Genomic DNA, 20,156 nt, shown 5'->3' with positions numbered 1-20,156 from the left:
CGCTTTGATTGCGGTGTTTTTTTTAGCATCTGTTGCGTAATTGTTAGGTTTATCTCACCATGGCGAAAAGCTGACTCGGATTCACATCTCATCGGGAGTAAATATGATTACGCTGTGGGGCAGGAACAATTCGACCAACGTGAAAAAAGTGCTCTGGACGCTGGAAGAGCTGGATTTACCGTTTAAGCAGGTTATGGCGGGCCTGGAGTTTGGCGTGAATAAAGACGCGGACTACCTGGCGATGAACCCAAACGGACTGGTGCCGCTACTGCGCGATGACGAGACAGACGCCACGCTGTGGGAGTCTAACACCATCGTGCGATACCTCGCCGCGCAGTACGGCCAGGGTCGGCTGTGGGTAGAAAATCCAGCCCAGCGCGCGCAGGGCGAAAAATGGATGGACTGGGCAAACCAGACGCTTTCCCCAACGCACCGCGTGATCCTGATGGGGCTTATCCGTACGCCGGAAGCCGATCGTGATTATCCCGCCATTCATGCCGCCCAGGACGCGTGCGAGTCGCTGTTTGCGATGATGGACGACGAACTGGCGAAGCATACCTGGTTCTCCGGCGACACGTTCGGCGTGGGCGATATCGCCGTCGCCCCTTTCGTCTGGAACCTCACTAACATGGGTCTCAGCTGGACCCCGCGCCCTCACCTTGAGCGCTGGATCCAGCAGCTCAGCGAGCGCCCGGCGTATCGCAACGTGGTGATGATCCCGGTGACCTGATTACGACCCGGACGGGCTGACTTTCCAAAGCTGCCCGTCCGTCTCGTCGGTCAGCACGTACAGATAACCATCCGGCCCGACGCGCACATCGCGAATTCGCTGATCTTTATCCCCAAGAATGCGCCCGTCCTCCGTCACGGTATTGCCCTTCACGCTCAGCACGATGACGTCTTTCTCCTTCAGCGCGCCGATAAACAGCTTGTTTTTCCACTGCGGGAAGACGTCGCTGTTGTAGAACGCCATGCCGCTGACGGCGGGCGACACTTTCCAGACAAACAGCGGTTTTTCAGTGCCCTCAACGTGCTCGCCTTTCGCTTCCGGGATTTTCAGGCCGCTGTAGTTGATCCCGTGCGTCGCCATCGGCCAGCCGTAGTTTTTGCCTTTTTCAGGAATGTTGATCTCATCCCCGCCGCGAGGGCCGTGTTCATTAAGCCACAGCGCGTCGCTCCACGGGTTCATCGCCATCCCCTGCGGGTTGCGAATGCCGTAAGACCAGATTTCAGGCCGTGCACCGGCGGTGTTCACAAACGGGTTATCCGGCGGCACTTTCCCGTCCTCCGTCAGGCGCACCACCTTGCCCTGAAGCTTATCCAGATCCTGCGCCGTCGGGCGCTGGTTGTTTTCACCCAGGCCAATAAAGAGATGGCCTTTGCCGTCGAACACCAGCCGTCCGCCAAAGTGGTTGCCAGTAGAGAGCTTCGGCATCTGTCGGAACACCACCTGGAAGCCCTCAATGCGCGAGAGGTCATCGCTCAACCGCCCGTAGCCCACCGCGGTGCCCGCTTTTCCATCATCACCCGCCTCGGCGAAGCTGAGCCAGATCCGCCGTGATTGTTCAAAATCCGGGGCCAGCACCACGTCCAGCAATCCGCCCTGGCCGCTCGCCCAGACCTTCGGCACGCCGACAATCGGATCGGAGAGCCCTTTCCCTGCCTGCCAGTGCTTAAGCTGCCCGTCTTTTAGCGTGATCAGCAGCCCCTTATTATCAGGCAGAAACGCCAGCGACCAGGGGTGATCCAGTTTTGTCTGTAGCACGTCGACCTTAACCGTCTCGGGCGCCGCAAGCAGCGAAAGCGGGAATAACAGTACAGGGAGGAAAAGCAGCGAGGATCGAGGCATAACGCACTCCTTTATCGGCATATGGCTTAAAGATTAGCCACTGTTCCCGGGTGCGTTAACACTTTTACAAAAGCTTAATCAAAAGGGGGAGTTGCCTCCCCCGGGTTCAGTGTCGGGCAAGCGTTTCCGGCTTGTTCAGACACATGATGCAAAGCGCGAGCGTGGTCAGGCAGTTTTCAAGCTTCTCCGCGTTAACGGCAATAAAATTCGGGCAGTCGTGACGTCCGTTCATCAAACAGACCCCGGCGATGGAAAGCACCTCGGCGGCGCGGCGCAGCGCCACTAGTTCGTTTTCAGCGCAGTGCGCTTTCAGGATGGGTGCTTTTTCACGCATGAAATTGCAAAGTTCAAAGAAATTATCACGCAGATTTTCGCTTTCGCTGACTGACATATACCCTTTCGCCTTGCGGAGTTGCAGATATGCAGCCAGGTCGATTCGGGCGTTGATCAGCTTGTTAAGCAGATCGCGTTTCAGTCTGTCAACGGACATGCTATTTCCCCCTCTGTCAGCCATGTTACCCTATTAATAATAAGGTCATTTTTTGTACAATGTGATGCCTGAGATCAATAAACGATAACTGATTAACATTCTTTACAATGTTACAACGATTGCCCGCCTCAACTGCGCTATCAAGAGTGTATAAATCCCCCGCGATACGCTGTAAAATCCCGCCCTGATAACTCCATAATTGATGAATTTTTAACCTATGAGCAATGTTACGCACCCGCCGAAAATCGGCTTTGTCTCCCTGGGCTGCCCGAAGAACCTGGTGGATTCCGAACGCATCCTGACTGAACTTCGCACTGAAGGCTATGACGTGGTGCCAAGCTACGACAACGCCGACATGGTGATCGTCAACACCTGTGGGTTCATCGACAGCGCGGTCCAGGAGTCACTGGAAGCCATTGGTGAAGCCCTGACGGAAAATGGCAAAGTGATTGTCACCGGCTGCCTGGGCGCGAAGGTGGATCAGATCCGCGAAGTGCACCCGAAGGTACTGGAGATCACCGGCCCGCACAGCTACGAGCAGGTGCTGGAACATGTTCATCACTACGTACCAAAGCCAAAGCACAACCCGTTCCTGAGCCTGGTACCGGAACAGGGCGTGAAGCTGACGCCGCGCCACTATGCTTACCTGAAAATTTCCGAAGGCTGCAACCATCGCTGCACCTTCTGCATCATCCCGTCGATGCGTGGCGATTTGGTGAGCCGTCCGATTGGCGAGGTGCTGGCAGAAGCCAAACGCCTGGCCGACGCGGGCGTGAAGGAGTTACTGGTCATCTCCCAGGACACCTCCGCCTACGGCGTGGACGTCAAACACCGCTCCGGCTTCCATAACGGCGAGCCGGTAAAAACCAGCATGGTTGGCCTGTGCGAGCAGCTTGCTAAGCTCGGGATCTGGACGCGTCTGCACTACGTCTACCCTTACCCGCACGTTGACGACGTGATTCCGCTGATGGCGGAAGGCAAAATACTGCCGTATCTGGATATCCCGTTACAGCACGCCAGCCCGCGCATTCTGAAGCTGATGAAGCGTCCTGGATCCGTTGACCGCCAGCTGGCGCGCATCAAGCAGTGGCGCGAGATCTGCCCTGAACTGACCCTGCGCTCAACCTTCATCGTTGGCTTCCCGGGTGAAACCGAAGAAGATTTCCAGATGCTGCTCGACTTCCTGAAAGAAGCGCGTCTGGATCGCGTGGGCTGCTTCAAGTACAGCCCGGTTGAAGGCGCAACGGCCAACGAGCTGGCGGACCAGGTACCGGAAGAGGTCAAAGAGGAACGCTGGAACCGCTTTATGCAGCTGCAACAGCAGATCTCTGCTGAACGCTTGCAGGAGAAAGTGGGCCGCGAAATTCTGGTCATTATCGACGAAGTGGACGAAGAAGGCGCGATTGGCCGCAGCATGGCGGATGCGCCTGAAATCGACGGCGCGGTGTACCTGAACGGGGAAACCAACGTCAAGCCGGGCGATATTATTCGCGTGAAGGTTGAAAACGCCGACGAGTATGATTTGTGGGGCAGCCGGGTTTAATCTTTAACCCCTCACCCCGGCCCTCTCCCCAAAGTGGCGAGGGGGAACAGACCGCACCGAGCAGCCCCCTCTCCCCTCAGGGGAGAGGGTTAGGGTGAGGGGTAAGTTCCTGCAAAAACCTACCCCTTAATCCGCGGATCCAGCGCGTCGCGCAGCCCATCCCCCAGCAGGTTAAACGCCAGCACGGTCAGGAAAATCGCCAGGCTCGGGAAGATCGCCACGTGCGGGGCGATCACCATATCCGCCCGCGCCTCGTTCAGCATCGCGCCCCACTCCGGCGTCGGCGGCTGTGCGCCTAACCCCAGAAACGACAGGCTGGCCGCCGAGATAATCGACACGCCTATGCGCATGGTGAAATAGACCACGATAGACGAGACCGTTCCCGGCAGAATATGGCTGAACAGGATTGTGGCATCGCTGGCTCCCATGCTGCGGGCCGACTCGATAAAGGTCTGCTGCTTCAGCACCAGCGTGTTGCCACGTACCAGGCGCGCGAAAGCGGGAATCGTGAATACCGCCACGGCGATGATGACGTTCGCCATGCCACTGCCCATCACCGCCACCACGGCAATCGCCAGCAGAATACCGGGAAAGGCAAACAGCACGTCGCAGATACGCATGATGATGCGGTCCCACCAGCCTTCATAGTACCCGGCCACCAGCCCCAGCACGGTGCCAATTGCTGCGCCCATCAGCACCGCAAAGACCCCGGCCGCCAGCGAGATCTGCGCCCCTACCAGCACGCGGCTGAAAATATCGCGCCCGAGCGAGTCCACGCCAAACCAGTGCATCATCGACGGTCCATCGTTCAGCCGGTCGTAATCGAAGTAATTTTCCGCATCAAATGGGGCTATCCAGGGGGCGATAATCGCCACCAGGATCAGCAGTAACACAAACAACCCGGCGACCATAGCGACGGGCTGACGACGGAATCGACGCCAGAACTCAACCCACGGGGTGCGAATATGGTCCGGCCTGATCCCCGGCATAGCGTTTAAAATGGCCTGGCGACGCCAGTTCAGTAATCGCATCTTACTTATACCTGATGGCCGGGTTAATGGCGGCGTACAGCACATCCACCACTAAGTTGATAAGAATAAACTCCAGCGAGAAAAGCAGAACTTCAGCCTGAATAACCGGATAGTCACGCATATCGACCGAGTCGACCAGCAGGCGCCCCAGCCCCGGCCAGTTAAAGACCTTCTCAACCACGATAGAGCCGCCCAGCAGGAAGCCGAACTGTAGCCCCATCATCGTGACCACCGGGATCATCGCATTACGAAAACCATGCTTCAGAATGACCCATTTCTCACTCACCCCTTTTGCCCGCGCGGTGCGAATGTAATCTTCGCTCAGCACGTCAACAAACGAAGCGCGGGTGAAGCGGGCCATCACTGCCGCAACGGCTGCGCCAAGCGTCATAGAGGGCAGAATGTAGTGCTTCCAGGTGTCGGCCCCGACGGTGGGCAACCAGCCCAGCTCGACGGAGAAAATCTGCATCAGCAGCATACCCAGCGCAAACGCCGGGAAAGAGATACCGGTGACCGCCAGCGCCATACCGAGCTTATCCGGCCAGCGGTTGCGCCAGACGGCGGCGACAATCCCCGCGCCCAGGCCAAACACAACCGCCCAGCTCATACTGGCAATCGTTAACCAGAAGGTGGGCATAAAGCGGCTGGCAATCTCCTCCGACACCGGACGACGCGACACCATCGAGATGCCGAAATCGCCCTGAAGGACATTGCCAATGTAGCGCAGAAATTGCCGATACAGCGGCTGGTCAAGACCGAGCTGTTTACGCACCAGTTCGATAACCGTGGCATCCGCTTCCGGTCCGGCAATCAAACGCGCCGGATCGCCGGGCAGCATGTGGACAAACAAAAACACCAGCACGGCCACAATCAGCAGCGTCGGGATAAGCCCCAGCAGGCGTTTACACACATAATTCAGCATGAGTTTTATTTTAGATCCGCGTCATCAAAGCTAAAGCCCGTATCCGGCATGATGTAAAAACCGGTCAGCGCTTTATTGTGGGCTGAGACCAGTTTTTCCACCACCAGCGGCACCCACGGCGACTCTTTCCAGATAATGTCCTGCGCCTCTTTGTACAGGCGCGCTTTCTCTTCCGGTTTGGTGGTTTTCAGGGCATCGGCCAGATCCTTATCCACCTGCGGATTACTGTAGAACGCGGTATTGAACAGCGTTGGCGGCCAGTTCTGGGAAGCAAACAGCGGCGACAGGGACCAGTCCGCTTCACCGGTTGAAGCCGTCCAGCCGGTGTAGAACATCCGCACGCCGCTCTCTTTCTGTCCTTTGCCTTCCACTTCCGCCGCGCGCTGTCCGGCATCCATCGCCGTGACCCTGGCTTTAATGCCCACCTGCGCCAGCTGCTGCTGGGTAAATTGCAGCACCTTCTGCGCGGTACTGTGGTTATGCGACGACCACAGCGTGGTGCTAAAGCCGTTCGGATAGCCCGCCTCTTTCAGCAGTTCCCGCGCTTTCGCCGGATCGTACGGCCACGGCTGATAGCGCTGCGCGTACTCAATGGTTGGCGGCATCACGCCCGTCGCCGGGGTGGCGTAGCCGGCAAAGGCCACCTTCACCAGTGCCTGGCGGTTAATGGCGTAGTTGATGGCTTCGCGCACCTTCGGGTTATCAAACGGTTTTTGCGTGACGTTCATGCTGATGTAGCGCTGCATAATCGACGGGCTGGCCACCAGCTCCAGCTTGCTGTTTTTCGCCAGCAGCGCTGCCTGTTCGTAGGGGATCGGGAAGGCAAACTGCGCTTCGCCGGTTTGCAGCATCGCGGCGCGGGTATTGTTGTCCACGACCGGCCGCCAGGTGAGGGTATCCAGCTTCGGCAGCCCCGGCTGCCAGTATCCGGCGAATTTCTTCACCTTCACATAATCGGTCTGGTTCCAGGTAAGCAGTTCGTACGGTCCGGTCCCCACCGGGTGGAAGCCAATCTCTTTGCCGTATTTCTTCAACGCCGCAGGGGAAATCATCACCGTCGCGGGATGCGCCAGGATATTGATAAACGCCGAGAACGGCTCTTTGAGGGTGATCTTCACCGTCGCCGGATCAACCACCTCGGTTTGGGCGATATTTTTATACAGGTTGTAGCGCTTAAGACCGTTTTCCGGATTGCTGGCTCGGTCCAGGTTGACCTTAACCGCCTCGGCGTTGAAGTCGGTGCCATCCTGGAACTTCACGCCGGTACGGAGCTTAACGGTATAGACCAGCCCGTCGTCCGACACGGTATAGCCTTCCGCCAGCACGTTTTTCAGCTTCATCTCGCGGTCCAGGCCGAACAGCCCCTGGTAGAAGGATTTTGCCACCGCCTGGGAAAGGGTGTCGTTAGCATCATACGGATCCAGCGTCGTGAAGTTAGACCCCACAGCCACCACCACGTCTTTCGCCGCGATCGCGGGGGCGGCGGCCAGCGCAGCCGTCACGCTCGCGGCAAGCAGCCATTGACGAGCAACAAAAGGAACCATTGTGTTCTCCTGCCTGTTGTAAGTTATAACCGCGAGAATGCATTGCCCTGACGCGGGGGTGCGACAAAATGACCGGGACCGACTTCACGCAGCGCCACGCGCTCCAGAGTTTCGCCCCGTTTACGAATATTGCTCGGCATTTCGTCCTGCAACAGCACGCGCTGGGCGTGACGATGCTCAGGATCGGCAACCGGTACGGCGGCCATCAGCTTGCGGGTGTACGGATGCTGCGGGTTTTCAAATACCGCCCGACGGGGGCCAATTTCAACAATTTGCCCCATGTACATCACCGCCACGCGATGGCTGATCCGCTCAACCACCGCCATATCGTGAGAGATAAACAGAAACGCAATGCCCAAATCCCGCTGTAAATCGAGCAGGAGATTGATGATTTGCGCGCGGATGGAGACATCCAGCGCTGACACGGACTCATCCGCAATCACCACTTTCGGATTCAGGGCCAATGCCCGGGCTATGCAGATACGCTGTCGCTGACCGCCAGAAAATTCGTGCGGATAACGCCAGGCATGCTCCGGCTTCAGGCCCACGCGCTCCAGCAGCCATGCGACGCGGCGCTGCGCGGCTTCACCGTCGAGCAGGTTATGTACCCGCAGCGGCTCCATAATCGAGTACCCCACCGTATGGCGCGGATCGAGCGACGCATAAGGATCCTGGAATATAAACTGAATATCCCGGCGCACCGCCTGCAATTTACTGTTAGGGAGCGTGTCGATGCGCTCACCGTTGAAGGTGATGCTCCCCTCCTGCGACGCCACCAGCCTGAGCAGCGCCCGCCCGGTGGTGGATTTACCGCAGCCGGACTCCCCCACCAGCGCCAGCGTTTCGCCCGGCCAGAGATCAAAACTGACGTTTTCAACCGCATGCACTTCGCGCTTCACGCGATTGAGGATCCCGCTACGCAGCGGGAAACGGGTCACCAGGTCACGCACTTCGAGGATTGGCCTGCCGGGAACCACGGTATCCTGCTCGGTTTCGTCTTCCTGCTGGCCCTGTTCGGTCTGTGAGAACAGCGGAAAACGGCGCGGAAAATCACTGCCATTCATGGCCCCCAGACGCGGGACCGCCGCCAGCAGCGCTTTGGTATAAGGATGCACCGGCGCATGAAAGACCTGCTCCACCGTGCCGGTTTCCACGGCATTGCCCTGATGCATAACCAGCACCCGATCGGCAATATCCGCCACCACCCCCATATCGTGGGTGATGAAAATCACCCCCATCTCCATCTCCTGCTGCAACACCTTAATCAGTTGCAGGATCTGGGCCTGAATGGTGACATCCAGCGCCGTGGTGGGTTCGTCCGCAATGAGCACCGCCGGACGGCACGACAGCGCCATCGCAATCATCACCCGCTGGCGCATGCCGCCGGAAAGCTGATGCGGATAGCGGGACAAAATCGCGTGCGCCTCAGGGATACGCACCAGCTCCAGCATCCGTTTAGCTTCGTTGAGCGCCTCATCACCGCTCAATCCCTGATGCAGGCGGATAGATTCGGCAATCTGCTCGCCCACCGGGAAGACCGGGTTCAGGGAGGTCATCGGCTCCTGAAAAATCATCGCAATATCCGCCCCGCGCACCCCCTGCATCCGGGACGCGCTCAGCTCGTTGAGATCGATAACCTGACGGTTGCGACGGCGCAACAGCATCCGCTCGCTGGTGACCTGCCCGCCCGTCTGCTCAAGCAGACGCATCAGCGCCAGCGCGGTAACCGATTTACCGGATCCGGACTCGCCGACAATCGCCAGCGTCTCGCCGCGCCTGAGCGAAAACGATAAATTCTGTACTGCAGGGATGAACTGCCGCTCTTCCTGAAAGGCAATATTCAGTTGGTGGACAGCCAGCACTTCGCAGTTGTCCAGCTCTTCACTGTGCGGCACGCAATGCCCCCTTATTCACGATAAATGCCTGTGCTGGGCGCATCGCCGGCATACCCCCACGCCCGGTACATCCCTTCACTGTTGAACGGCAGCGCCACGTTGCCCTCCCGATCCACCGCGATTAAGCCACCTTCTCCGCCCAGGGCTGGCAGTTTCTCCATTACCACCCGCTCGCAGGCCTCACTCAGGCTTAATCCGCCGTAATCCATTAGCGCGGTAATGTCGTAGGCCGCCAGCGCGCGGATAAACACTTCGCCGGTTCCGGTGCATGACACCGCCGCCGTGGCGTTATTAGCGTAACACCCGGCCCCCGGCAGCGGACTGTCGCCGACGCGTCCGGGAAGCTTGTTGGTCATACCGCCTGTCGACGTCGCGGCGGCGAGGTTACCGGCTTTATCCAGCGCCACCGCGCCTACCGTGCCCATTTTGCTGCGCTCATCGAGCGGCGCGGCATGGTCCAGCTGCGTCATCCCCGCTGTACGGGCCTCCAGCAACTGCCGGTAACGCTCCTCGGTGGAAAAAAGATCGGGCGAGACCGTATCCATCCCGTGCTCGACGGCAAATTTCTCCGCCCCCGCCCCGGTCAGCAGCACATGCGGGCTTTGATCCATCACCAGACGCGCGGCCAGTACGGGATTGCGCAGTCGGCTGACGCCCGCCACCGCCCCCGCTTTCAGGGTGATACCGTCCATCACGCAGGCATCCAGTTCATGCGTTTCATCGCGCGTAAAGACCGAGCCAATACCGGCATTAAACAGCGGACACTCCTCAAGCAGGCGCACCGCTTCGGTCACCACGTCCAGCGCGCTTTCGCCCGCTTCCAGCATGCGCTGGCCTGTTTCCACAATGGCGTTCAGCGCATCAATATAACGCTTCTCCTGCTCGGGACTGAGCTGTGCACGGGTGATTGCCCCGGCACCGCCATGAATTGCGATAACCGCTTTACTCATTTCGCATCACCCATCAGCCTGGCTGGCTGCTTTTTCTATAAATATCATTATCGTCGACGAATCTTCAGATGATTTTTGAATATAGAAAGACGCAACTGTGATGTAAAGCTTACACCCATCGGGTCATACAGTTAGCCGCACTTTTCTGCCATAATGAGCGCTTTCGTTGTTACTCCGCAGGAGCCCACCATGGATTTTACCGCCGGACTGATGCCGCTTGAGACGGCACTCTCGCAGATGCTTGATCGTATTACTCCCCTGCACGACGTTGAGACGCTGCCGCTTGTGCGCTGTTTTGGCCGTATTGCCGCGCGCGATATCGTCTCGCCGCTGAACGTGCCGGGGTTCGATAACGCGGCGATGGACGGCTATGCCGTACGTCTGGCGGATTTGCAAACGGGTCAGCCGCTGCCGGTGGCAGGTAAAGCCTTTGCCGGGCAGCCGTTCAACGGTGAGTGGCCAGCGGGCACCTGCGTGCGCATTATGACCGGCGCGCCGGTGCCAAAAGGCTGTGAAGCCGTGGTGATGCAGGAAGAGACCGAACTAACGGACGACGGCGTGCGTTTTACCGCCAGCGTCAAAGCGGGACAGAATATCCGCCACATCGGGGAAGACATTACCCTCGGCGCAACGGTCTTTGCCGCCGGGCAAAAACTGACGGTCGCCGAACTGCCGGTGCTGGCATCGCTTGGCATCGCGGAGATTGACGTTGTCCGCAAGGTACGCGTGGCGGTGTTCTCCACGGGAGACGAGCTACAGCTTCCGGGTCAGCCGCTGAACGAGGGGCAGATTTACGACACCAACCGTCTGGGGGTGCACCTGATGCTTGAGCAACTGGGCTGCGAGGTGATTAACCTCGGCATCATTCCTGACGATCCGGAGAAACTGCGCACGGCGTTTATCGACGCGGACGCCTCTGCCGACGTGGTGATCAGCTCCGGCGGCGTTTCGGTTGGCGAAGCGGATTACACCAAAACCCTGCTTGAAGAGCTGGGTGAAATCGCCTTCTGGAAGCTGGCGATTAAACCGGGCAAACCGTTCGCGTTTGGCAAACTTCCGCACAGCTGGTTCTGTGGCCTGCCGGGTAACCCGGTCTCTGCCGCGCTGACCTTCTACCAGCTGGTGATCCCGCTGCTGGCGAAGCTTTCAGGCAACAATGCCGACCCGCTGCCGGAACGTGTGCGCGTGCGGGCGGCAACGCGCCTCAAAAAATCTCCGGGCCGTCTCGATTTCCAGCGCGGCATTCTGGCGCGCAACGCCGATGGCGAGCTGGAGGTGAGCACCACCGGGCATCAGGGTTCGCACATCTTTAGCTCCTTCAGCCAGGGTAACTGCTTTATCGTGCTGGAGCGCGATCGCGGCCACGTTGAGGCGGGCGAATGGGTTGAAGTGGAACGCTTTAACCACCTGTTCGGAGGCTGACATGACGGTGGAACTGAGCGACCCGGAGATGATGCGCTATAACCGCCAGATCGTGCTGCGCGGGTTTGATTTCGAGGGTCAGGAAGCGCTCAAGGCGGCCAGCGTGCTGGTTGTCGGCCTTGGCGGGCTGGGCTGCGCGGCGGCGCAATATCTGGCTGCGGCGGGCGTCGGCCGCATGACGTTACTGGATTTCGATACCGTGTCGGTGTCGAACCTGCAACGCCAGACGCTCCACAGCGACGCGACGGTTGGTCAGCCGAAAGTGGAATCTGCGCGCACGGCGCTGGCGCGAATTAACCCCAACGTTCAGTTCACCCTGATTGACGCGATGCTGGATGACGACGCGCTGTTTGCGCAGATTGCACGGCATGACCTGGTGCTGGACTGCACCGATAACGTCGCCATTCGCAACCAGCTCAATGCGGGCTGCTTTGCCCATAAAACGCCGCTAATTTCCGGCGCGGCCATCCGCATGGAGGGTCAAATCAGCGTTTTCACCTACGCTGAGGGAGAGCCCTGCTACCGCTGCCTGAGCCGTCTGTTTGGCGAGAATGCGCTGACCTGCGTCGAGGCGGGCGTGATGGCGCCGCTGGTTGGGGTTATCGGTTCCTTGCAGGCCATGGAGGCGATCAAGGTGCTGGCGCATTACGGCACGCCCGCAGCGGGCAAAATCGTGATGTATGACGCGATGACCTGTCAGTTCCGCGAGATGAAGCTGATGCGTAATCCGGGGTGTGAGGTGTGCGGAGGTTAAACCCTGCTGCGGCCTGATGCCCTCACCCCGGCCCTCTCCCACAGGGAGAGGGAGAAAATCGTAGGCCGGGTAAGCGTCAGCGCCACCCGGCAACAGCATCAAATAGACGTCCGCCCAAACGCCCCCTGCCAGTCCTGCTCAAACTTCACAATTGCCGCATCTACTGCCGGAGAGGTAATAAACTGCTGCGCCACGTCCAGCGGCAGCGTGATGGACTCGCACCCTGCCAGCAGGCAGTCCAGTGCCTGGCGCGGGGTTTTAAAGCTCGCGGCGAGCACTTTCGACTGCGGTGCGTGCAGCGTCAGCAATTGTTGCAGTTCAATCACGGTCTGGATCCCGTCCCCGCCCTGCGCGTCCACGCGGTTCACGTAAGGGGCGACATACTCAGCACCCGCCAGCGCGGAGAGCATCCCCTGCGCTGCGCCGTATACCGCGGTACCCAGCGTCGGGATCCCTTCTGCTTTCAGCATTTTGATCGCCGCCAGCCCTTCAGCGGTCACGGGCACTTTCACCACCAGGTCATTGATTATCGCGCGTAGCTTACGTGCGTCTTCCACCATCCCCTCGGCGGTCTTCGCCATCACCTGGGCGAACAGCCGGCCCCTGCCGCCCAGCGCGTCGTGCAGCGCGTCGTGCAGCGCGGGCAGCAGTTCTTCCAAAGGCGTTTTACCCGCCGCCACAATGCTTGGGTTAGTGGTCACGCCCGCCAGCGGGAAGATACGCGCCAGCTTTTTGACTGCCGCAACGTCAGATGTGTCGAGATAAAGTTCCATGATGTCACCCTCAAAATTAGCCTGCATTTACCCTATCACGAGAAAACCTGCTCATGAATTGACCCATATCAAGATAACTTTCATTCGAAAGTAATTTAATCTTCATATGTAATCAGAGGGCAAAAAAATGATCTTCAACATACAGCGTTACTCCACCCACGACGGCCCCGGTATTCGAACCGTGGTGTTCCTGAAAGGCTGCTCGCTGGGCTGTCGCTGGTGCCAGAACCCGGAAAGCCGCTCCCGCACGCGGGACGTCCTGTTTGACGCCCGTCTGTGTCTGGACGGCTGTGACCTGTGTCAGCAGGCCGCGCCAGGGTGTGTTGAACGTGCGCTGAACGGGTTGATCATCCATCGTGAAAAATTAAGCGATGAGACGCTCACTGCCCTCACCGACTGCTGCCCGACGCAGGCGCTTACCGTCTGCGGTGAAGAGAAGCAGGTGGAGGAGATTATGGCCACCGTGCTGCGCGACAAGCCCTTCTACGACCGCAGCGGCGGCGGGATCACCCTTTCCGGCGGCGAGCCGTTTATGAATCCTGACCTGGCGCACGCCCTGTTTAAAGTCAGCCATGAACAAGGCATTCATACTGCGGTTGAAACCTGCCTTCACGTGCCCTGGCATTATATCGAGCCTTCACTGCCGTATGTCGATCTGTTCCTGGCGGACCTGAAACATGTCGACGGCGAGGTGTTCAAGCAGTGGACCGATGGCTCTGCTAAGCGGATCCTGGACAACCTGAAGCGCCTGGCTACCGTCGGGAAGAAGATCACCATCCGCGTGCCGCTGATCCAGGGCTTTAACGCCGATGAAGCGTCGGTTACCGCCATTACCAACTTCGCCGCCGATGAACTCGGCGTCGATGATATTCATTTTCTGCCGTATCACACGCTGGGCATGAACAAATACACCCTGCTCGGCCAACCCTACTCTGCCCCTGACAAACCGCTGGATAACCCTGCCCTGCTGGACTTCGCGCAGCAGTATGCCTGCCAGAAAGGGTTAACCGCGACCTTACGAGGATAAACTTATGACCACCCTGAATCTCAACACCCTCAGCGAGCGCATCAAGGCGCACAAAACGGCTCTGGTGCATATCGTTAAGCCGCCGGTCTGTACCGAACGCGCGCAGCACTATACCGAAATGTACCAGCAGCATCTGGACAAGCCGATCCCGGTACGTCGCGCGCTGGCCCTCGCCCACCACCTGGCAAAACGCACCATCTGGATCAAGCACGATGAGCTGATTATCGGTAACCAGGCCAGCGAAGTGCGTGCCGCGCCGATCTTCCCGGAATATACCGTCTCCTGGATTGAGAAAGAGATTGACGATCTGGCGGACCGTCCAGGTGCAGGCTTTGCGGTGAGCGAAGAGAATAAACGCGTTCTGCATGAAATCTGCCCGTGGTGGCGCGGCCAGACGGTACAGGATCGCTGCTACGGTATGTTTACCGACGAGCAGAAGGGCCTGCTGGAAACCGGCATCATCAAAGCGGAAGGCAACATGACCTCCGGTGACGCACACCTGGCGGTGAATTTCCCGCTGGTGCTGGAGAAAGGGCTCGACGGCCTGCGCGCGAAAGTAGCCGAGCGCCGCTCGCGCATCAACCTGACGGTACTGGACGATCTGCACGGCGATCAGTTCCTGAAAGCCATTGATATCGTGCTGGAAGCCGTAAGCCTGCACATCAGGCGCTTCGCCGATCTGGCACGTGAGATGGCCGCCAGCGAAACCCGCGACAGCCGCCGCGACGAGCTGCTGGCGATGGCGGAAAACTGCGACATCATCGCCCACCAGCCGCCAAAAAGCTTCTGGCAGGCGCTACAGCTGTGCTACTTCATTCAGCTGATCCTGCAAATTGAGTCCAACGGTCACTCCGTCTCCTTTGCCCGTATGGACCAGTACCTTTACCCGTACTATCGCCGCGACGTGGAGCTGGACCAGAGCCTGGATCGCGAGCACGCCATCGAGCTGCTGCACAGCTGCTGGCTGAAGCTGCTGGAAGTGAACAAAATCCGCTCCGGCTCGCACTCCAAAGCCTCTGCGGGCAGCCCGCTGTATCAGAACGTCACCATTGGCGGCCAGAAGCTGGTCAACGGCGAGCCAATGGACGCGGTCAACCCGCTCTCCTACGCAATTCTGGAATCCTGCGGCCGTCTGCGCTCCACCCAGCCAAACCTGAGCGTGCGCTACCACGCTGGCATGAGCAACGACTTCCTCGACGCCTGCGTGCAGGTGATCCGCTGCGGCTTCGGGATGCCGGCGTTTAACAACGATGAAATCGTCATCCCGGAATTTATCAAGCTCGGCGTGGAACGAGAGGACGCGTATGACTATGCGGCGATTGGCTGCATCGAAACCGCCGTCGGCGGAAAGTGGGGCTATCGCTGCACCGGCATGAGCTTTATCAACTTCGCCCGCGTGATGCTGGCAGCGCTGGAAGGCGGTCGCGATGCCACCAGCGGCCAGGTATTCCTGCCGCAGGAAAAAGCGCTTTCGGCCGGTAATTTTGGCAATTTCGACGAAGTGATGGCGGCGTGGGATAACCAGATCCGCTACTACACCCGCAAATCTATTGAGATCGAGTACGTGGTGGACACCATGCTGGAAGAGAACGTCCACGATATTCTCTGCTCGGCGCTGGTGGACGACTGCATCGAACGCGCGAAAAGCATTAAGCAGGGCGGCGCGAAGTATGACTGGGTTTCCGGCCTTCAGGTGGGGATCGCCAACCTCGGTAACAGCCTGGCCGCGGTGAAGAAGCTGGTGTTTGACCAGGGCGTTATCGGTCAGCAACAGCTGGCGGCGGCGCTGGCGGATGACTTCGAGGGGCTGACCCACGAGCAGCTGCGCCAGCGCCTGATCAACGGCGCGCCGAAGTACGGCAACGACGACGACAGCGTGGACCTGCTGCTGACCCGTGCCTACGAAACCTACATTGAAGAGCTGAAGCAGTATCACAACCCACGCTACGGCCGTGGCCCGATTGGGGGTAACTACTACGCGGGCACGTCGTCTATCTCCGCAAACGTGCCGTTTGGCGCAGCAACCATGGCGACGCCGGACGGACGTAAAGCGCACACCCCGCTGGCGGAAGGGGCAAGCCCGGCCTCCGGTACCGACCACCTCGGCCCGACGGCGGTGATTGGCTCCGTGGGTAAACTGCCGACGGAAGCGATCCTCGGCGGCGTGCTGCTTAACCAGAAGCTGAACCCGTCGACGCTGGAAAACGACAGCGATCGCCAGAAGCTGATGGTGCTGCTGCGCACCTTCTTCGAGGTGCATAAGGGCTGGCATATTCAGTACAACATTGTCTCGCGCGAAACGCTGCTGGAAGCGAAGAAACACCCTGATCAGTATCGTGACCTGGTGGTGCGCGTCGCGGGTTACTCGGCGTTCTTCACCGCCCTGTCACCGGATGCGCAGGACGATATTATTGCCCGTACCGAGCATACACTGTAAAAAAACGCCCGGTGGCGCTTCGCTTACCGGGCCTACATTGTCTCCCCGTAGGCCGGGTAAGGCGAAGCCGCCACCCGGCTTTCTGACTTTCATTCGAAATTAAATTTGTGCTCCCCGTCACCTTGTTATTAGAATGTTTCAAAACGCAGTGACCCAGGAGCACAGTATGACCGTAAAAGTTATCGTCACCGATATGGACGGAACTTTCCTTGATGATGCCAAGCAGTACGATCGTGACCGCTTCCAGGCACAGTTTGAGCAGCTTAAAGCCCGTAACATCGAATTTGTTGTCGCCAGCGGCAACCAGTATTACCAGCTCATCTCCTTTTTCCCGGAGCTGAAAGATCAGATCTCCTTCGTCGCGGAAAACGGCGCGCTGGTGTTCGACCACGGCGAACAGATTTTCCACGGTGAGCTAACGCGTCATGAGTCGCAGATCGTCATTGGTGAACTACTGAAAGACAAAGGGCTGAATTTTGTGGCCTGCGGGCTGGAGAGCGCGTACGTCAGCGATAAGGCTCCAGAAGCGTTCGTGAAGCTGATGTCGAAACACTACCATCGCTTAAAACCCATCAGCGATTACCGCGACATTGACGACGTGCTGTTTAAATTCTCCCTGAACCTGCCGGACAGCGATATCCCGAACCTGGTAGATAAACTGCATGTCTCCCTGGACGGCATCATGAAGCCGGTTACCAGCGGCTTCGGTTTTGTCGATTTGATTATCCCGGGCCTGCACAAAGCCAACGGCATCAGTCGTCTGCTGAAACGCTGGAAAGTCTCCCCGCAGGCGTGCGTCGGCATTGGCGACAGCGGCAACGATGCGGAAATGCTGAAGCTGGTGAAATATTCATTTGCGATGGGCAATGCGGCGGAAAGCATTCAAGCGGTCAGCCGTTACACTACCGACGATAACAACCATCAGGGCGCGCTGAATGTGATTCAGGCCGTGCTCGACGCCCACTCCCCGTTCGACGTCTGATCCCCTACCTGCCGGAGCCTCGCTCCGGCCCCTTCACTCTTTTTCCATCCTGTGGCGCCCGTCAAGGTTTTAAACTTGCATTAACTTATTTTTAACTTAAAGTATCACTTGTAGACACTTTTACTTTCGAATGAAAGATGCGAGGCAGTTATGACCTTTACCAGCGAAACGTTGCCAGCGGACCACAAAGCGGCAATTCGTCAGATGAAACGCGCGCTACGGGCCCAGATCGGTGACGTGCAGGCAGTGTTCGACCGGCTTAGCGACAAAATCGCCGCACGCGTGGCGGAAATTAACGCCCTTAAAAATAAAGGTGAATCCGTATGGCCGGTAATCCCCTTTACGGATGTGAAAAACGGTACGATCACCGCCGAACAGCGCGAAGCGGTTAAACGTCGCGGCTGCGCGGTGATCAAAAGCCACTTCCCGCGCGAGCAGGCGCTGGCATGGGATCAATCGATGCTCGACTACCTCGATCTGAATAAGTTTGACGAGGTTTACAAAGGACCCGGCGATAACTTCTTCGGCACCTTAACGGCCTCTCGCCCGGAGATTTATCCGATCTACTGGTCTCAGGCGCAAATGCAGGCGCGCCAGAGTGAAGAGATGGCACAGGTACAGTCGTTCCTGAATCGTTTATGGACATTTGAGAGCAACGGTAAGCAGTGGTTCGACCCGGACGTGAGCGTAATTTATCCGGACCGCATTCGCCGCCGCCCACCAGGAACAACCTCGAAAGGACTTGGCGCACACACCGATTCCGGCGCGCTGGAGCGCTGGCTGCTGCCCGCTTATCAGCAGGTCTTTGCCCGCGTGTTTGACGGCAACGTTGAGAAATACGATCCGTGGAATGCTGCGCACCGTACCGAGGTGGAAGAGTACACGGTGGATAACACCACCAAATGCTCCGTGTTCCGCACCTTCCAGGGCTGGACGGCACTGTCGGACATGATCCCCGGCCAGGGGCTGCTGCACGTGGTGCCGATCCCGGAAGCGATGGCTTACATTCTGCTGCGTCCGCTGCTGGACGACGTGCCGGAAGACGAACTGTGCGGCGTGGCGCCGGGGCGCGTGCTGCCGATTTCTGAGAAGTGGCATCCGCTGCTCATCGAATCGTTGACCAGCATTCCCGCGCTGGAAGCCGGTGATTCTGTCTGGTGGCACTGCGATGTGATCCACTCGGTCGCGCCGGTGGAAAACCAACAGGGCTGGGGCAACGTGATGTATATTCCTGCCGCGCCGATGTGCGAGAAAAACCTCGCCTACGCGAAAAAGGTTAAGGAAGCGCTGGAAACCGGCGCGTCACCGGGAGATTTCCCGCGCGAGGATTATGAGAAAAGCTGGCAGGACCGTTTCACCGTGAACGATCTGAACATCCACGGCAAGCGCGCGCTGGGCATGGCTTAACTGTCGTAAAGCCCTTCCCGCTCAACGGCGGTGCGTCGTTTTCCCTGACGTATCCGCCGTACCGATTCCCGCACGGCCAGCGTGCCGTTTAGCAGCAATGTTCCGACCGGCGCGTCCGGGCGCATCAGCCGCTGCTGGAGCATATATACCGCTTCTGTTCCCAGCTCATCGCGCGGGACATGCACCGCCGTCAGAGGCACATCCTGAATCGCCGCGAGATTAAAGCCGTCGATGCTCATCACCGAGACATCCTGCGGCACGCGCAGACCGTGTTTTTGCAGGGCGCTGATGGTCCCCGCCGCCATAAAGTCGCCGCCCACCAGGAACGCCGTCGGCAGATCTTTCCCTTTTTGCTGGTGAAGCCACTCACTCACCAGTTGCTCCGTCTCTTTGGCGCTGAAGCTTGGCACCATCAGCAGATCGCGCCGGTCGCTGAACCTGAGGTTATGGCCGTGCCACGCGTCGCGGATCCCCGCCAGGCGCAACTCCATGGTATAGCGACGCAGACACAGCACATTCATCACCTCCCGGTGCCCCATCTCGAACAGGTACTCCGCCGCCCGCTCGCCAATGGCGCGGTGATCCGGCGCGACGGCGGGCAGGCGCATGTGGCGGTCCCGGCAGTTAATCAGCATGCAGGGTTTGCCCACGTCTACCGCCAGATCGTGGATATGCTGATCGTCGATACCGAGGAGGATCGCCGCCTGGGTGTCCGCTTCGTTCATGCGGGCCAGAAACAGCTGGGCATCGCTGTCGTTCTCCTCCAGCGCACAGTAACGCAGGCGAACCTCGTGCGAAGCCAGCCCTTTGCTCACGCTCTGGATGACGCGGTAGTAAAAGATGTCGGACCGCTCATCAAACGCCCGCTGCGGGGCAAACACCATCAGGCTGTTAAGCAGCAGACGCCCCGCCGCCATGCCCTCCATTACCCCCAGCTCCCGCGCGCATGCCAGCACCGTTGCCCGTGCTTTTTCGCTGGTGTTTGCCTTTCCCGCCAGCACGCGGGAAACGGTGCTGATGGAGAGCCGGGTACGGGCGGCGATTTCGGTGATTTTAAGCCTTTTATCCATTTTGTGATCTGGCTCCGGAAGTGAAATGAAAAAATTTTCACAACATCTTTATCAGGTAAT

The 20,156-nt window shown here is 58.7% G+C and carries 17 protein-coding genes; 8 read left to right on the top strand and 9 right to left on the bottom strand.

Annotation, left to right across the window (positions count from 1 at the left end):
- Window positions 1-103 precede the first annotated feature (103 nt).
- Window positions 104-730 (top strand): glutathione S-transferase family protein, encoded by a 627-nt coding sequence (locus tag ACQG11_RS17370; RefSeq protein WP_063138193.1) that lies wholly within the window; start codon window positions 104-106, stop codon window positions 728-730.
- Here the strand turns inward: ACQG11_RS17370 and ACQG11_RS17365 are convergent, their stop codons facing one another.
- Together ACQG11_RS17365 and bssR are read right to left on the bottom strand one after the other, a co-directional pair.
- Complete coding sequence (locus ACQG11_RS17365) at window positions 731-1,849, bottom strand: PQQ-dependent sugar dehydrogenase (RefSeq protein WP_046618555.1); 1,119 nt, start codon at window positions 1,847-1,849, stop codon at window positions 731-733.
- A 106-nt stretch (window positions 1,850-1,955) separates the two neighbouring features.
- Complete coding sequence (gene bssR / locus ACQG11_RS17360) at window positions 1,956-2,339, bottom strand: biofilm formation regulator BssR (RefSeq protein ID WP_063149500.1); 384 nt, start codon at window positions 2,337-2,339, stop codon at window positions 1,956-1,958.
- A gap of 217 nt (window positions 2,340-2,556) precedes the next feature.
- Here bssR and rimO point away from each other — a divergent pair, with 217 nt between their 5' ends.
- Window positions 2,557-3,882, top strand: a complete 1,326-nt coding sequence (rimO, locus tag ACQG11_RS17355; RefSeq protein ID WP_023299671.1) for a 30S ribosomal protein S12 methylthiotransferase RimO — start codon at window positions 2,557-2,559, stop codon at window positions 3,880-3,882.
- A gap of 119 nt (window positions 3,883-4,001) precedes the next feature.
- On the opposite strand, the gene gsiD is transcribed toward rimO, so the two are convergent.
- Genes gsiD through iaaA form a run of 5 tightly spaced genes read right to left on the bottom strand, consistent with a single transcriptional unit; the run spans window position 4,002 to window position 10,224 of the window.
- Entirely contained in the window at window positions 4,002-4,913 is a 912-nt protein-coding gene (gene gsiD, locus ACQG11_RS17350; protein ID WP_023299670.1) for a glutathione ABC transporter permease GsiD, read from the bottom strand.
- Window position 4,914: 1 nt separating this feature from the next.
- A complete protein-coding gene (gene gsiC / locus ACQG11_RS17345) occupies window positions 4,915-5,835 on the bottom strand; it encodes a glutathione ABC transporter permease GsiC (protein WP_006809475.1) in 921 nt (306 codons plus the stop codon).
- Window positions 5,836-5,840: 5 nt separating this feature from the next.
- Window positions 5,841-7,379 carry a glutathione ABC transporter substrate-binding protein GsiB gene (gene gsiB / locus ACQG11_RS17340; protein WP_426728622.1) on the bottom strand — a complete coding sequence of 513 codons (1,539 nt, stop codon included), beginning with the start codon at window positions 7,377-7,379 and terminating at the stop codon, window positions 5,841-5,843.
- Window positions 7,380-7,402: 23 nt separating this feature from the next.
- On the bottom strand, window positions 7,403-9,274 hold the full coding sequence (gene gsiA, locus ACQG11_RS17335) for a glutathione ABC transporter ATP-binding protein GsiA (RefSeq protein WP_023330116.1): 1,872 nt from the start codon (window positions 9,272-9,274) through the stop codon (window positions 7,403-7,405).
- A gap of 11 nt (window positions 9,275-9,285) precedes the next feature.
- Window positions 9,286-10,224 (bottom strand): beta-aspartyl-peptidase, encoded by a 939-nt coding sequence (gene iaaA, locus ACQG11_RS17330; protein ID WP_023299667.1) that lies wholly within the window; start codon window positions 10,222-10,224, stop codon window positions 9,286-9,288.
- 189 nt (window positions 10,225-10,413) lie between these two features.
- On the opposite strand from iaaA, the gene moeA reads away from it, so the two are divergent.
- Together moeA and moeB are read left to right on the top strand one after the other, a co-directional pair.
- Window positions 10,414-11,646 carry a molybdopterin molybdotransferase MoeA gene (gene moeA, locus ACQG11_RS17325; RefSeq protein WP_069596387.1) on the top strand — a complete coding sequence of 411 codons (1,233 nt, stop codon included), beginning with the start codon at window positions 10,414-10,416 and terminating at the stop codon, window positions 11,644-11,646.
- A 1-nt stretch (window position 11,647) separates the two neighbouring features.
- Window positions 11,648-12,400, top strand: coding sequence for a molybdopterin-synthase adenylyltransferase MoeB (moeB, locus tag ACQG11_RS17320; RefSeq protein WP_038415730.1), 753 nt, complete (start codon window positions 11,648-11,650; stop codon window positions 12,398-12,400).
- Between the two features lie 98 nt (window positions 12,401-12,498).
- On the opposite strand, the gene fsa is transcribed toward moeB, so the two are convergent.
- Window positions 12,499-13,173 carry a fructose-6-phosphate aldolase gene (fsa, locus tag ACQG11_RS17315; protein ID WP_426728621.1) on the bottom strand — a complete coding sequence of 225 codons (675 nt, stop codon included), beginning with the start codon at window positions 13,171-13,173 and terminating at the stop codon, window positions 12,499-12,501.
- 127 nt (window positions 13,174-13,300) lie between these two features.
- Between fsa and ACQG11_RS17310 the strand changes: the two genes are divergently transcribed.
- From ACQG11_RS17310 to ACQG11_RS17295, 4 genes are all read left to right on the top strand, one after another.
- Window positions 13,301-14,200 carry a glycyl-radical enzyme activating protein gene (locus ACQG11_RS17310; protein WP_426728620.1) on the top strand — a complete coding sequence of 300 codons (900 nt, stop codon included), beginning with the start codon at window positions 13,301-13,303 and terminating at the stop codon, window positions 14,198-14,200.
- 4 nt (window positions 14,201-14,204) lie between these two features.
- Entirely contained in the window at window positions 14,205-16,637 is a 2,433-nt protein-coding gene (locus tag ACQG11_RS17305; RefSeq protein WP_126503619.1) for a formate C-acetyltransferase/glycerol dehydratase family glycyl radical enzyme, read from the top strand.
- Between the two features lie 166 nt (window positions 16,638-16,803).
- Window positions 16,804-17,619: a Cof-type HAD-IIB family hydrolase gene (locus ACQG11_RS17300; protein WP_032624595.1), complete on the top strand. Its 816-nt coding sequence runs from the start codon at window positions 16,804-16,806 to the stop codon at window positions 17,617-17,619.
- 150 nt (window positions 17,620-17,769) lie between these two features.
- Window positions 17,770-19,026, top strand: coding sequence for a DUF1479 domain-containing protein (locus ACQG11_RS17295; protein ID WP_169441020.1), 1,257 nt, complete (start codon window positions 17,770-17,772; stop codon window positions 19,024-19,026).
- On the opposite strand, the gene ACQG11_RS17290 is transcribed toward ACQG11_RS17295, so the two are convergent.
- Window positions 19,023-20,096 carry a LacI family DNA-binding transcriptional regulator gene (locus ACQG11_RS17290; RefSeq protein WP_063146186.1) on the bottom strand — a complete coding sequence of 358 codons (1,074 nt, stop codon included), beginning with the start codon at window positions 20,094-20,096 and terminating at the stop codon, window positions 19,023-19,025. The two genes, ACQG11_RS17295 and ACQG11_RS17290, sit on opposite strands and share 4 nt — an antisense overlap.
- Between the last annotated feature and the right edge of the window lie 60 nt (window positions 20,097-20,156).

The organism is Enterobacter cloacae complex sp. 372C4 (assembly GCF_050030615.1).
Taxonomy (GTDB): Bacteria; Pseudomonadota; Gammaproteobacteria; order Enterobacterales; family Enterobacteriaceae; genus Enterobacter; species Enterobacter intestinihominis.
The sequence above is the reverse complement of the archived record's forward strand: the minus strand, read 5'-3'. Positions and strand labels throughout refer to the sequence as shown.

Coding starts and splice junctions, on each gene's coding strand:
- ACQG11_RS17370 (WP_063138193.1), top strand. CDS start 104: ATGATTACGCTGTGGGGCAGGAACAATTCGACCAACGTGAAAAAAGTG.
- ACQG11_RS17365 (WP_046618555.1), bottom strand. CDS start 1,849: ATGCCTCGATCCTCGCTGCTTTTCCTCCCTGTACTGTTATTCCCGCTT.
- bssR (WP_063149500.1), bottom strand. CDS start 2,339: ATGTCCGTTGACAGACTGAAACGCGATCTGCTTAACAAGCTGATCAAC.
- rimO (WP_023299671.1), top strand. CDS start 2,557: ATGAGCAATGTTACGCACCCGCCGAAAATCGGCTTTGTCTCCCTGGGC.
- gsiD (WP_023299670.1), bottom strand. CDS start 4,913: ATGCGATTACTGAACTGGCGTCGCCAGGCCATTTTAAACGCTATGCCG.
- gsiC (WP_006809475.1), bottom strand. CDS start 5,835: ATGCTGAATTATGTGTGTAAACGCCTGCTGGGGCTTATCCCGACGCTG.
- gsiB (WP_426728622.1), bottom strand. CDS start 7,379: ATGGTTCCTTTTGTTGCTCGTCAATGGCTGCTTGCCGCGAGCGTGACG.
- iaaA (WP_023299667.1), bottom strand. CDS start 10,224: ATGAGTAAAGCGGTTATCGCAATTCATGGCGGTGCCGGGGCAATCACC.
- moeA (WP_069596387.1), top strand. CDS start 10,414: ATGGATTTTACCGCCGGACTGATGCCGCTTGAGACGGCACTCTCGCAG.
- moeB (WP_038415730.1), top strand. CDS start 11,648: ATGACGGTGGAACTGAGCGACCCGGAGATGATGCGCTATAACCGCCAG.
- fsa (WP_426728621.1), bottom strand. CDS start 13,173: ATGGAACTTTATCTCGACACATCTGACGTTGCGGCAGTCAAAAAGCTG.
- ACQG11_RS17310 (WP_426728620.1), top strand. CDS start 13,301: ATGATCTTCAACATACAGCGTTACTCCACCCACGACGGCCCCGGTATT.
- ACQG11_RS17305 (WP_126503619.1), top strand. CDS start 14,205: ATGACCACCCTGAATCTCAACACCCTCAGCGAGCGCATCAAGGCGCAC.
- ACQG11_RS17300 (WP_032624595.1), top strand. CDS start 16,804: ATGACCGTAAAAGTTATCGTCACCGATATGGACGGAACTTTCCTTGAT.
- ACQG11_RS17295 (WP_169441020.1), top strand. CDS start 17,770: ATGACCTTTACCAGCGAAACGTTGCCAGCGGACCACAAAGCGGCAATT.
- ACQG11_RS17290 (WP_063146186.1), bottom strand. CDS start 20,096: ATGGATAAAAGGCTTAAAATCACCGAAATCGCCGCCCGTACCCGGCTC.